Source organism: Nocardiopsis sp. CNT312 (assembly GCF_000515115.1).
Lineage (GTDB): Bacteria > Actinomycetota > Actinomycetes > Streptosporangiales > Streptosporangiaceae > Nocardiopsis.
Map to the genome: position 1 here is coordinate 64,421 of NZ_AZXF01000011.1, position 12,361 is coordinate 76,781.

Here is a 12,361-nt window from a genome sequence, read left to right on the forward strand (position 1 = left end):
ATTCTCCTCACATCTGCGGAATCGAACCCAGTGCCGCAGCCGACAGCAGAAACACCCCCTGAACAGGAAGTTCAAAGGATTCTCCAGCCACAGCACGCCCGACGGCACACTTCACGGAAATCATTGCGCCATCGAATTCAAAAAATGAAAAGAGTCGTTCCACCCGGAAAATAATCCGAACGAATAAAAAGCAATCGTATCCACCGAAGAATCGTCGGAACAAGGCGTGGGAACGAAACTGCCGGTGCGCGCGGCGAACCTGCCGCCGCGTTCCCGGCGAGCGCGGCGGTGCCTCCCGGCCCCACCCGGGAGGCACCGCCCTACGGTCAAGCGCCCTGGGCGGCCTTGGCGTCGAGCCACTCCCGGAACCGTCCGGTGATCGCCTCGGGGTCGACGCTGCCGTGTTCGACACTCAGGCGCAGCGGCTCCTCCCCGCCCCCGCCAAGGAGTGCGCCCGGCTCCTTGTCGAACTCCAGTACCACGTCCACACCCGCGTCATCGGTGAAGAAGCTCAGCTCCAGCGAGTCCAGCCCCGCGTACTGCTCCGAGGCCCCGAACACGAATTCCTGGTAGAAGGGCAGCTTCTGGCGGGCACCACTGACCTCACCCTTCTCCAGGTCGCTGCCGCGCATCTCGAATCCCAGGGCGATGAGCGCCTCCAGGACCGCGGCCTGGGCGGGCAGCGGCGTGATGCTCAGCGGGTCGACGTCCTTCCGGTCGATGGCGTTGTCCATGGCCACGCTGGTGTTGAGGCCGACGTAGTCCAGGAACCGGATGCTGTTGAACGAGGTGACCGGCGCCTCCATGGGGATGGCCAGTTCGAAGGGCAGCTCCAGCTCCTGCCCCGGCTCCAGCGTCACCACCGCCTCGCTGACGGCGTTCTTGGCGACCACCACGTCGACGTTGAGCTCGCGCTTGGACTTCTCACCTTCGAGGTTCTTGTAGGTGATGTCCTTCTCCACGGTGGCGCGCAGGCCGACGGTGACACCTTCGACGGTCTGGGCGACCTTGCCCGCGGTGACCTTGATGGTGCCGGAGACGGTACCGCCCGGCTCGACGCGATCGCTGTCCAGCGTGGACTCCACGGTGGCTCCGCCGATGCCGACGGTCGCGAGCATGCGCTTGAAGTTCACGAAGCTCTTTCCTCAGGCCCGTGCTGCCCCTGAGCGCCGCACGGGACAGGGGACCGGTATGGGGGTTTTCGGGGGAAACGGGCGCTCCTCCCCAGGATGCCGTGTCGGAGACCGACAGGGAACCACCGGCGTCCCCGTCCGCCGTATCCCCGCGTGCGCGGGGAGCAGGCGGGCAAGCGCATGCGCGCCCGGTGGCGCAAGGGTCCATCCCCGCGTGCGCGGGGAGCAGTGGTCAAGAAAATCCGTCCATAGCTCGGATGGAGGTCCATCCCCGCGTGCGCGGGGAGCAGCAGTCACTCGACCCGAGGTCAGCACTATATATAGGTCCATCCCCGCGTGCGCGGGGAGCAGCACCACCGCGACGTCCACCTGGGCAACGTGGTGGGTCCATCCCCGCGTGCGCGGGGAGCAGGAGTCGGGTCACCCGACGCCGGACGTATACCAAGGTCCATCCCCGCGTGCGCGGGGAGCAGGATGACGAACTGGGCCACGTCCATCGGCCCGGAGGTCCATCCCCGCGTGCGCGGGGAGCAGCCTCGGAGGCGGTCTCGTTGATGGGCAGCGGTGGGTCCATCCCCGCGTGCGCGGGGAGCAGCCTTATTGACCTGGGACTTTATATCGCCAGACAGCCCGAATCTGCAAGTTGTCGAAAAACAGACACAGAGACCAAACCCCCCACAAACCACAAATAACCCACTCTACTTTCGGCTGGTGCCCGTGGTGGGCACCAGCCTGGCCACCGCCTACAGCCACACGAGCTCGGCACGCAACCGTCGGGCAACTCCATTCCCCAGGCGAACGCCCTCCCCTTGTGCTCGCCCCGGGTCAGTCGCAGCTCGAAGAACTCCGCGCCGGGCTCGTGGTACACAGAAGTTTTCAAGAAGGAACATTCACGAAGTGAGCATGAGCCCCGAAGGGAGCATGGTATCGGCCAGATCCGGGAGGAGGCATCACGCAAGAAAAGGACTCTCCCCTGAATAAGGATGAAAGCCACGAAAGACACCATCAACAGAACACCGTGCGGCCCCGCCGGTCTCGGCGGGGCCGCACGGTGCGGGCGCGGTCAGGGCCAGAGGCGCTTGTGAGCCTCGTCCCAGTGCCGCGTATCGCCGGACGGTTCGTACCGGCGGGTCTCGGTGGAGGCGGCGACGATCCGGCGCAGCTCGGCCAGGTCCCCGCTGACCGCCCCCACGGCGCGGGCCTGCACCAGGATGTTGCCGATCGCGGCGCCCTCGGTCGGCCCCGCGACGACGGGCAGCCCGGTGGCGTCCGCCGTCAACTGGCACAGCAGGGTGTTCAGCGAGCCCCCGCCGACCATGTGCACCACGTCGACCGTCTTGCCGCTGAGCTCGGCGGCCTGGTGGACGGCCCGGCGGTAGGACAGGGCCAGCGAGTCCACCACGCACCGGGCGACCTCGGCGTCGGTGGAGGGCGGGCGCTGCCCGGTCTCGGCCGCCAGCTCGGCCAGACGCGCGGGCATGTCGCCCGGCGGCAGAAAGCGCGGGTCGTTCACGTCCAGCACGCACGACAGCGCGGGCAGCCGGGCGGCGCGCTCCAGCAGGTCGGGCAGGTCCACCCCGTGCCCGCGCTCGCGCCAGGTGCGCTGGGACTCCGAGAGCACCCACAACCCCATGACGTTGCGCAGGTAGCGGACCGTGCCGTCCACGCCCAGCTCGTTGGTGAAGTTGGCGGCCCGGCTCTCCTCGGTACGCACCGGCCCGTCCAGCTCCACCCCCACCAGCGACCACGTCCCACTGGAGATGTAGGCGAAGTTCGGGGTGGTCGCGGGCACCGCCGCCACGGCCGCGGCCGTGTCGTGGGAGCCGACGGCGACGAGCGGCGCCCCCGCGGCCGCTCCCACCGACTCCCGGCCGAGCAGCGGACCCACGACCGTCCCGGGCTCCACCAGGGGCGGCAGCAGGCCGCGCACGGGCACCCCGAACGGGCCCTCCAGCACGTCCAGGCAGGCGTCCGCCCAGGTGCGGGCGCGCACGTCGACCAGGCCCGTGGTGGAGGCGTTGGTCAGCTCGGCCGCCTTCTCCCCGGTCAGCCAGTACCCCAGCAGGTCCGGGATGAGCAGCAGGTCGCGCGCGGCGGCCAGTTGGGCGTCACCAGAGGCGGCGGCCAACTGGAACACCGTGTTGAACGGCTGCACCTGGAGCCCGTTGACCGCGTACATCCGGGCGGCGGGCAGCCACTCGAACACGTGCTCCGGCGCACTCTCGGTACGGGCGTCCCGGTAGTTGACCGGGTTGCCCAGGAGCGCTCCGTCGGCGTCCAGCAGGCCGTAGTCCACCGCCCAGGAGTCGATGCCCACCGAGTCGAGACGGCCGTGCGCCCCGGCGGCGCGGCGCAGCCCCGCCAAGACCCCCCGGTACAGGGACAGGATGTCCCAGTGCAGGGTGTCCCGCCCCCGGGAGGGGACGGAGACCGGGCCGTTGGGGAAGCGCGCCGCCTCCTCGGTGCGCACCCGCCCGCCCTCCAGGCGGCCGGTGATGACCCGGCCACTGGAGGCGCCGAGGTCGACCGCGGCGTGGACGGTGTGCCCCGCGCTCATCGCAGGAACGCGGCGGCCACGCCGCTGTCGACGGGGATGTGCAGGCCGGTGGTGTGTGACAGCTCCCCTGCGGTCAGCGCGAACACCGCGTTGGCGACGTGCTCGGGCAGGACCTCCTTGCCCAGGAGGGTGCGCTTGGCGTAGAAGGAGCCCAGGTCCTCCTCCTTGACCCCGTACACGGCGGCGCGCTTGGCACCCCAGCCGCCGGCGAAGATGCCCGAGCCGCGGACCACGCCGTCGGGGTTGATGCCGTTGACGCGGATGCCGTCCTCGCCGAGTTCGGCGGCCAGCAGGCGGACCTGGTGGGCCTGGTCGGCCTTGACCGAGGAGTAGGCGATGTTCTTGGGGCCGGCGAACACCGCGTTCTTGGAGGAGATGTAGACGATGTCGCCGCCCATACCCTGCTCCTTCATGACCCGGGCGGCCTCGCGGGAGACGAGGAAGGAGCCCTTGGCCATGACGTCGTGCTGGAGGTCCCAGTCGCGCTCGGTGGTCTCCAGCAGCGGCTTGGAGATGGACAGTCCGGCGTTGTTGACCACCAGGTCCACCCCGCCGAAGGCCAGGGCGGCCTCGGCAAAGGCGGCGGCCACGGCGGAGCCGTCGCTGACGTCGGCGGCCACACCCACGGCGACGTCGGACGAGCCGATCCCGGCAGCGGCCTCCCGGGCCTTGTCCGCGTCCAGGTCGGCCACGACCACGCAGGCGCCCTCGGCGGCCAGACGGGCGGCGATGGCCTTGCCGATACCGCTGGCGGCACCGGTCACCAGGGCGACGCGGGTGGCCAGGGGCTTGGGCTTGGGCATCCGCTGGAGCTTGGCCTCCTCAAGGGACCAGTACTCGATACGGAACTTCTCCGACTCCTCGATGGGCGTGTAGGCGGAGACGGCCTCGGCGCCGCGCATCACGTTGATGGCGTTGACGTAGAACTCTCCGGCCACGCGCGCGGTCTTGGCGTCCTTGCCGAAGGAGAACATGCCCACACCCGGCACGAGCACGATCGCGGGGTCGGCGCCGCGCATGGCGGGGCTGTCCTCGGTGGCGTGGCGCTCGTAGTAGGCGCGGTAGTCGGCGCGGTACTCCTCGTGGAGCTGGCCCAGGCGCTCGACGGCCCGCTCCAGCGGGGCGTCGGCGGGCAGGTCCAGGACCATCGGGCGGACCTTGGTGCGCAGGAAGTGGTCCGGGCAGGAGGTGCCCAGCGCGGCTAGGCGCGGGTGCTCGGCACCCTCCAGGAAGTCGAGGACGACCTCGCTGTCGGTGAAGCGGCCCACCTGCGGGTGGTCGGTGGAGGCCAGGCCGCGGATGACCGGGGCCAGGGCGGCGGCGCGCTCGCGGCGCTGGGCCTCGGGCAGCGCGCCGTAGCCGGCCAGCTTGGCACCGAAGGGCTCGGGGCGGCCCTTGTCCCGGAGGAACCGCTCGGCGGTGCGGATGATCTCCAGGGAGTTGGCCTGGCACTGCTCGCTGCTCTGGCCCCAGGCAGTGATGCCGTGGCCGCCCAGGACGGCACCGATGGCCTGCGGGTTCTCCTCGGCGATCTTGGCGATGTCCAGGCCGAGCTGGAAGCCGGGACGGCGCCAGGGCACCCACACGACACGGTCGCCGAAGCACTCCGCGGTGAGCTTCTCGCCGTCGGCTGCGGTGGCCAGGGCGATACCTGAGTCGGGGTGCAGGTGGTCCACGTGCGGAGCGCGCACGAGGCCGTGCATGGCGGTGTCGATGGAGGGTGCCGCCCCGCCCTTGCCGAAGAGGCAGTGGTCGAAGGCGGCGACCATCTCGTCCTCGCGCTCCTCGCCCGGGTAGACGTCCACGAGGGCGTGGAGCCGGTCCAGGCGGAGCACGGCCAGGCCGTCCTCGGTGAGGGTGCCCAGATCGCCGCCGGAGCCCTTCACCCACAGCAGGTCGACGGGCTTTCCGGTAACGGGGTCGGTCCTGGTCCCGGCGGCGGAGGTGTTGCCGCCGGCGAAGTTGGTGTTGCGCGGGTCGGCGCCCAGCGCGTTGCTGCGCTCGATGAGGTCTGCGACGACGTCGTCGGCCACGGTGCTCCCCTGTTCGGTGTGGTCGGAGTTGTGCGGAGTGCGCTCGCTCATGCGCCCCACCCGGCCTGCTGTCCGCCCCTGCGCTCGTCGATGACGCGCTCGGCGTAGCCGGAGCGGGCGTGGGCGGCCATGGGGTCGGCGTCCAGGCCGAGGGAGGCGCGCAGCTCAGCCAGCATCGGGCGCACGTCGGTGTTGTAGGCGTCCATGAGGACGGCGTTGGCGCCGAGGACGTCGCCCTCGGTCTGGGCCCGGGCGAGCGCGTCGCCATCGACGAGCAGGGCCTTGGCGGTGGCCTCCTGCACGTTCATGACGGAGCGGATCTGCCCGCCGATCTTGGGCTCGATGTTGTGGCACTGGTCGAGCATGAACGCCACCTCGGTGTCGGCGGCCAGGCCGCCGCCGCGCACGACCTCGTACATGATGCGGAACAGCTGGAAGGGGTCGGCTGCGCCGACCATGAGGTCGTCGTCGGCGTAGAAGCGCGAGTTGAAGTCGAAGGCGCCGAGCTTCCCGGCGCGCAGCAGGAACGCGACGATGAACTCGATGTTGGTGTGGGCGGCGTGGTGGCCGGTGTCGACGCAGACCACGGCCTTCTCCCCGAGTTCGAGGCAGTGGGCGTAGGCCGTGCCCCAGTCGGGGACGTCGGTGGCGTAGAAGGCGGGTTCGAAGAGCTTGTACTCCAACAGGATGCGCTGGTCGTCGCCGAGGCGGCCGTAGACCTCGGAGAGGGCCTCGGCGAGGCGGTCCTGGCGGGCGCGCAGGTCGTCCTGGCCTGGGTAGTTGGTGCCGTCGGAGAACCACAGCTTGAGGTCGCGCGACCCGGTGGCGTCCATGACGTCGACGCACTCCAGGAGGTGGTCGACGGCCTTGCGGCGGACCTTGGGGTCGGGGTTGGTGACGCTGCCGAGCTTGTAGTCGTCGTCCTGGAAGACGTTGGAGTTGATGGTGCCGACGGCGACGCCCAGGTCCCGCGCGTGGGCGGCGAGCGCGGAGTAGTCGTCCACCCTGTCCCAGGGGATGTGGAGGGCGACGGTGGGCGCGACGCCGGTGAGGCGGTGCACCTCGGCGGAGTCGGCGATCTTCTCCCAGGGGTCACGGGGGACACCGGGCTGTCCGAAGACCTTGAATCGGGTGCCGGAGTTGCCGAACGCCCAGGAGGGGAGCTCGATGTGCTGGCGCCGCAGGGTCTCCAGAGCGGCCGCCCGGCGGTCGGAGGGAGCTGCCACGGTGATTCTCCGTTCGGATGGGACGGTGGTGGGACCGCCGGGGCAGGGAGGACCGACGGCTTTGAATCGTTTCACTGAGGTTGCGCTGAAGCTACCTTCGGCGTTCCAGGCCTGTCAAGAGCCCCTGCCACGGAGAGCACAGAACCCCGATCCATCAGTGATTGAAACGTTTTATTATCATAGTAGACCAGATCGGTGTCGACGACCGGCCCCAAGATGCCCCCGAAGCCGCTCCCACCTGGGTAAAGGCCACGCCGATATCCGTGACAGGTCTGCACGCGGGTGGAACGCTGATTCCATGGGCGAAAAACAGAAGGCGGTCCTGTCGGGCGGACCGGAAGATCTCACACAGCGGATCGTGCCGGCCCCGCGCGCGGGAGACGACGTGAAGGTGCCGTTCCGCGGAGGTTACGAACACTTCAGCCCCACGGCGCGGCACGAGACGACGCGGGAGGGCGACCTGCCCGTCTACGAGTGGACCTCACGCACGGAGATGGTCTCCTAGGAACGGCGGCGTTCCGGGGCCGCACGGAGTCGGCGGCGGACACGGGTGCCCGCCGCCGGACTCAGAACACGAGCAGCAGGAGGCAGACCAGGAAGAGGACGGCGGCGGCGGACGCCGCCACCAGGAACGGGGTATTGGCGGTGATCGGGGACCGCTGGGGCGCCTCCTGGGAGCCGCGCACCTCCAACTCCCCCATGAACCCGGGGTTGAGCTGGTGCACCATGCCGTTGACCGCACGCTCCAGCGACAGGACGTCCCGGGCCTCCTCGACCGCCTGGAGCAGGAGCCTCAGCCGCTGGTCCACCGCGCCCCCCGTGGGGAGCTCCTCGGTGGACTCCTCCCGGGCCGCCGGGGGCGGCGGGATCTGATCCGTCCTCTCACCGTCCACCGGCCGAGGCGGGATCCGGTCCGTGGCCTCCTCGTCTACCGGTGGCTGTGGAGCCCGGTTCGCGAGCTCCTCCCGGGCCGCCGGGGGCGGCGGGATCCGGTCGGTGGCCTCACCGCCCGCGAGCGACTCCGTGGCCTCCTCGTCCACCGGCGGCGGAATCCGATCCGTCTCCTCGCCGTCCACGGACCGCGGTGGAACCCGCTCCGTGGCCTCCTCACCGGCCGCCCGCGCGGCCGGGGCCGATCCGGTGGCCATGCCCTCCTGCGCGGCCCGGTTGTGCAGGCTCTCCAGCACCCTGGCGTAGGCGCCGTCGGGGTCGGCGGTGAGGAGACGCCACTCCTCCTCGGAGAGGATCTCGTCCCCGGAGTTGAGCCGGTTGGTCAGCCACCCGGCGACGTCGCGGTAGGCGCTGTGGGAGCGGGGCGGCGCAGAGAGGTCGACCGGGCCCGCCCCGTTGGCCCGCATACCCCGGTACGGGGGGCGAAAGGCGATCCGCGGCGGGATGAGGCCGCTCTCCTCGCGCGTGGGCCAGGGCTCGTGGGTGGCGAACGACCAGTCGATCCCGGGGAAGCGCGGCCGGGAACCGCGACCGAGGACACGGTACAGCGCCCGATACAGGCCCCACATGAGCACGATCCGCTCCTGCCGCTCCAGTTCCCTGGTGCCGTAGGAGGTGAGGACGTCGACGGGGGAGAACGGGTCGGACAGCACCGCGGTGACGAGGTTGACCAGCGCGGGGTGGGCCAGGGCGTCGCTGTCCAGGGTGCCGTTGATGTGCACCGCCTGCTCACGGCTCGGCAGACCCACGGCCTGGAGGGAGCCCCAGCCCGGGGACGCGTCCGCGGCCCCTCCCAGCCAGTCGCTTGCGGCGCAGATCAGCGCCATCGTGGGGGTGACGTTCGTACCGAACAGGGCCCGTGCGCTACCCTCCCGGCCCTCGCTCCCGGGGAGGCGGTACAGCAGCACCCCCTGGCCGTCGTCGAAGCGCCGGTACCAGTAGCCGTCCCGGGCCTGGCCGCCGGCGAACCGCGGTGCGGCGACGGGGGCGAGCCGGTTGTTCCAGGTGGCCAGCCGGTCGTGGTCCGCCCGCGTCCCGGGCAGGGACGTGGCGCTGGGCCCGGGCCCGGGACCCAGCAGGCCGCCCTCGCCGCTGAAGTGGATCTGGTGCATGGCGCCGCTGGCCGTGCTCTGCGTGCCGGTCAACATCCCACCCTTCGTGCGCGCGGAGGGGGCCGCGCACAGAAGAGGAGTGTACGGTCCCCCCTCACGGCCATCAATAACGGCCTCGGGAAGAGGCCCGTCGCTGCGGGCACCATTCCCTGCGTCCGGACGGTCCGGAACGCTCTCCGCACCGGCGAGGGGGACTCACGCGAAGACACGCACGCGTACTCCCCTGCCGTGATCAGGGAGAACGGGAAAAGGGGTATGAACGTCCCCGTCGGCCTCAGGAGAGTTCCGGTCTTTTCGCACACATCCCCTAACCATCGACGGCGACGACCCCGCCGACCGGCCCTTCGAGCCGGTAGTCGTCCAGGGCGGTGACCGCGTACCCCGCGCCCGCACCGGCCGGAGCCGGGTCGGTCAGGGCCGTGCCCCCGGTAACGCCGACCAGGTTCTCCGGTGCCACGGCCGCACAGGCGTCCTCCCCCACGGCGTCGGCAAGGCGGTATACCGCGTAGAAGCGGGCGCCCTCGGCCGCTTCCCAGGACACCTCGACCCCGTCCCCGGCGGAGGCGGCGGCCACTCCGCCGACCGGGCCGGTCAGGGGCTCCTGGCCGGTGGGGGCGGTCGCCACGGGCAGGACCGGGCGGGTGTAATGCGTGCGCGCAAGGTACCCGTAGGCGTCGGCGGCGTTCCCGCGCAGGCTTCCCAGAGAGAAGTAGACGTCGCCGACGACACCGGGCAGGTCGGCGGAGTAGTCGAGCTGCGCGCTCAGCGCGTCCTCGCCCCGCCAGTGCTCGTCACCCGCCTTGTAGGCGGCCTGGCCGATGTACAGGTCCACACCGGTGCCCGCCACCTGCGCCGACCACCAGTCGGCCAGGACCTCGTAGTCGGCGATGCCGAGGCCGCGGTACCAGTAGAGCTGCGGGGTGACGTAGTCGACCGTGCCCTCTCGGATCCAGGCCAGGGTGTCGGCGTGCTGGGCGCCGTAGGACTCCAGCCCGGCCGTCGCCGACCCCTCCGGGTCGCTGTCGTCGTTGCGCCAGATGCCGAACGGGGAGATACCGAAGCTCACCCACGGCTCGGTCTCCTCGATTCCGGCGTGCACGTCGGCGACGAGCCGGTTCACGTTCTCCCTGCGCCAGTCGTCGCGATCGTCGAAACCGTCGCCGTGGGCCTGCCAGGTGGCGTCGTCGTCGAAGTCCTCCCCCTCCTTCGGATAGGGGTAGAAGTAGTCGTCGAAGTGCACGCCGTCCACGTCATAGCGCTCGACCACGTCGAGGATGACGCCGGTGACCCACGCGCGCACCTCGGGGTCGCCGGGGTCGAAGTAGGCCTCGTCGCCGTACTCGACCACCCAGTCGGGGTTCTCCACGGCCGGGTGGCCGTCGGCGAGGTCCGATACGTCGGTGTCCTGGAACCCGATCCGGTAGGGGTTGAACCACGCGTGCAGTTCCAGACCGCGCTCGTGGGCCCCCCTCACCGCGTACTCCAACGGGTCGTAACCGGGGTCACCGCCCTGCTCCCCGGTGAGGTAGCGCGCCCACGGCTCCAGGTCGGAGGTGTAGACCGCGTCGGCGGTGGGCCGCACCTGGAGGAAGACGGCGTTCAGGCCCAAGCCGGCGGCGGCGTCGAGGTGGCCGTCCAGTTCCTCGCGCTGTTCGTCGGCAGACAGCCCTGTTTCGGAGGGCCAGTCGATGTTGCGGACCGTGGTGAGCCAGGCACCGCGCATCGCGCGCTTGTCGGGGGCGTCCGCACACGCGGCAAGGCCCACGGGGTCCTGCTCGCCTTCCGCGCCCCCGCCGCCGTTCTCGGCAGCGGAACACCCCGCCAGCAGCAGCGCCGCGGCCACGACCGCAGCCGCCGACGATGCCCCGCTCCGTGTGTCCCTGCCCATGGGGCCGCCCCTTCCGTGCTCACCCGCATCACCCGTCAGCAGGGACTGAACCCGACCGCGGAGCGGAGGTCAAGTCGGGGCCGCCCCTGAGCAGGCAGGGGACCCCGACCGGGTCACGCGCGGAGGTCCTACACTCGATTCCCGTGAGCGCCGTCCCGCCCCCGCCGCAACTGTTCGTCCGTACCGTCTCCGTGCCCGACGACACGGAGAGCCTGGTGCGCCTCCTGCCGCCCGAGGCCCCGCTGGCCTGGCTGAACAGCGGCGAGGGTCTCGTGGGATGGGGTACGGCCGCGCGGCTGGACGTGGGCGGCGCACCCGAACCGGCCGGGCCCACCGACACCGGCCGGTTCACGCGGGGCGCGCACTGGTTCGCCGGGCTGCGGGAGCACGCCGCCGTCGAGGACGGGGTCGCCCTCCCGGGGACCGGCCTGGTCGCCTTCGGCACCTTCACCTTCGCCCCCGCCTCCGAGGGCTCCGCGCTGGTGGTCCCGCAAGTCCTGGTCGGCAGGCGCGGCGGCCGGTCCTGGATGACCACCGTGAGCGGGGAACCGGACGGGAGCCCCGACACGCTCCCCGTCCCCTTTCCCGCCGCGTGGCCGGTGGGTCCCCTCTCCTGGGAGCCGGGGTCGCTCGGCGACAGTGCGTGGACGGACGCCGTCAGCGGCACCGTCGAGCGCATCCGCTCCGGCCTGCTCGACAAGGCGGTCCTGGCCCGCGACTCCGTCGCCGTCGCCGAGGCCCCCATCGACGTGCGCACCCTCCTGGAGCGGCTGCGGTTGCGCTACCCCGGCTGCTTCACCTTCTCCGTGGACGGCATGGTGGGCGCCACACCGGAACTGCTGCTGCGCCGCGAGGGCGACCGGCTGGCCTCCCTGGTCCTGGCCGGTACGCGGCCGCGTGGCCGGGACGCCGGAGAGGACCGGCGCCTGGCCGAGGAGATGGTGTCCTCCCCCAAGGACGTCGAGGAGCACCGACTGGCCGTGGACTCCCTGCGCACCGCGCTGGGGCCGCTCAGCCGGGAACTGGACGTGCCCGACACACCGGAACTGCTCGCCCTGGCCAACGTCCAGCACCTGGCCACCCCGGTCAGCGCCCGGCTGGCGCCCGGCGTGTCGGCGCTGGAGGCGGTGGCCGCCCTGCACCCCACGGCCGCGGTCGGGGGGACGCCCACCGTGGAAGCCATGCGGCTGATCGCCGAGGTGGAGGGGATGGACCGCGGCGGCTACGCGGGGCCTGTGGGCTGGCTCGACGGGGCGGGCAACGCCGAGTGGGGTATCGCGCTGCGCTCGGCGCGTGTGGAGGGGGAGCGGGCCCGGCTGTTCGCCGGCTGCGGGATCGTGGCCGGTTCGGACCCGCGGGCGGAGCTGGCCGAGACCGAGGCGAAGTTCCAGGCGATGCGCGAGGCCCTCACCGACCCACGCTGAGCGGGGCCGGTGAACGGGTGCGCCCCGCTGGAGGCAC

Annotated in this window: 9 protein-coding genes and 1 CRISPR repeat array; of the genes, 2 read left to right on the plus strand and 7 right to left on the minus strand. The window is 71.4% G+C overall.

The features are described from left to right. Positions 1-7: 7 nt before the first annotated feature. The 5 genes from B042_RS25535 to rhaI all read right to left on the minus strand — a co-directional run bounded on the left by B042_RS25535 (position 8) and on the right by rhaI (position 6,949). Positions 8-163, minus strand: coding sequence for a hypothetical protein (locus tag B042_RS25535; RefSeq protein WP_155988848.1), 156 nt, complete (start codon positions 161-163; stop codon positions 8-10). A 163-nt stretch (positions 164-326) separates the two neighbouring features. Then, positions 327-1,133 (minus strand): sporulation protein, encoded by an 807-nt coding sequence (locus tag B042_RS0103105; RefSeq protein ID WP_028647006.1) that lies wholly within the window; start codon positions 1,131-1,133, stop codon positions 327-329. 140 nt (positions 1,134-1,273) lie between these two features. Beyond that, positions 1,274-1,728: direct repeats of the CRISPR family, unit length 28 nt; unit sequence GGTCCATCCCCGCGTGCGCGGGGAGCAG. A 468-nt stretch (positions 1,729-2,196) separates the two neighbouring features. Beyond that, positions 2,197-3,690 (minus strand): rhamnulokinase family protein, encoded by a 1,494-nt coding sequence (locus tag B042_RS0103110; RefSeq protein WP_028647007.1) that lies wholly within the window; start codon positions 3,688-3,690, stop codon positions 2,197-2,199. Further along, on the minus strand, positions 3,687-5,774 hold the full coding sequence (locus tag B042_RS0103115) for a bifunctional rhamnulose-1-phosphate aldolase/short-chain dehydrogenase (RefSeq protein ID WP_051415448.1): 2,088 nt from the start codon (positions 5,772-5,774) through the stop codon (positions 3,687-3,689). Before B042_RS0103115 ends, B042_RS0103110 begins: the two co-directional genes overlap by 4 nt. After that, positions 5,771-6,949 (minus strand): L-rhamnose isomerase, encoded by a 1,179-nt coding sequence (rhaI, locus tag B042_RS0103120; RefSeq protein WP_028647009.1) that lies wholly within the window; start codon positions 6,947-6,949, stop codon positions 5,771-5,773. Before rhaI ends, B042_RS0103115 begins: the two co-directional genes overlap by 4 nt. A gap of 298 nt (positions 6,950-7,247) precedes the next feature. On the opposite strand from rhaI, the gene B042_RS0103125 reads away from it, so the two are divergent. Beyond that, a complete protein-coding gene (locus B042_RS0103125) occupies positions 7,248-7,454 on the plus strand; it encodes a DUF5988 family protein (RefSeq protein ID WP_028647010.1) in 207 nt (68 codons plus the stop codon). A gap of 61 nt (positions 7,455-7,515) precedes the next feature. Here the strand turns inward: B042_RS0103125 and B042_RS0103130 are convergent, their stop codons facing one another. Continuing rightward, positions 7,516-9,048 carry a hypothetical protein gene (locus B042_RS0103130; protein WP_028647011.1) on the minus strand — a complete coding sequence of 511 codons (1,533 nt, stop codon included), beginning with the start codon at positions 9,046-9,048 and terminating at the stop codon, positions 7,516-7,518. 271 nt (positions 9,049-9,319) lie between these two features. Next, entirely contained in the window at positions 9,320-10,900 is a 1,581-nt protein-coding gene (locus B042_RS0103135; protein WP_051415431.1) for a glycoside hydrolase family 10 protein, read from the minus strand. A 143-nt stretch (positions 10,901-11,043) separates the two neighbouring features. On the opposite strand from B042_RS0103135, the gene B042_RS0103140 reads away from it, so the two are divergent. Beyond that, entirely contained in the window at positions 11,044-12,324 is a 1,281-nt protein-coding gene (locus tag B042_RS0103140; RefSeq protein ID WP_028647013.1) for an isochorismate synthase MenF, read from the plus strand. Positions 12,325-12,361: the final 37 nt, after the last annotated feature.

Coding starts and splice junctions, on each gene's coding strand:
- B042_RS0103115 (WP_051415448.1), bottom strand. CDS start 5,774: ATGAGCGAGCGCACTCCGCACAACTCCGACCACACCGAACAGGGGAGC.
- B042_RS0103125 (WP_028647010.1), top strand. CDS start 7,248: ATGGGCGAAAAACAGAAGGCGGTCCTGTCGGGCGGACCGGAAGATCTC.
- B042_RS0103110 (WP_028647007.1), bottom strand. CDS start 3,690: ATGAGCGCGGGGCACACCGTCCACGCCGCGGTCGACCTCGGCGCCTCC.
- B042_RS0103135 (WP_051415431.1), bottom strand. CDS start 10,900: ATGGGCAGGGACACACGGAGCGGGGCATCGTCGGCGGCTGCGGTCGTG.
- B042_RS0103130 (WP_028647011.1), bottom strand. CDS start 9,048: ATGTTGACCGGCACGCAGAGCACGGCCAGCGGCGCCATGCACCAGATC.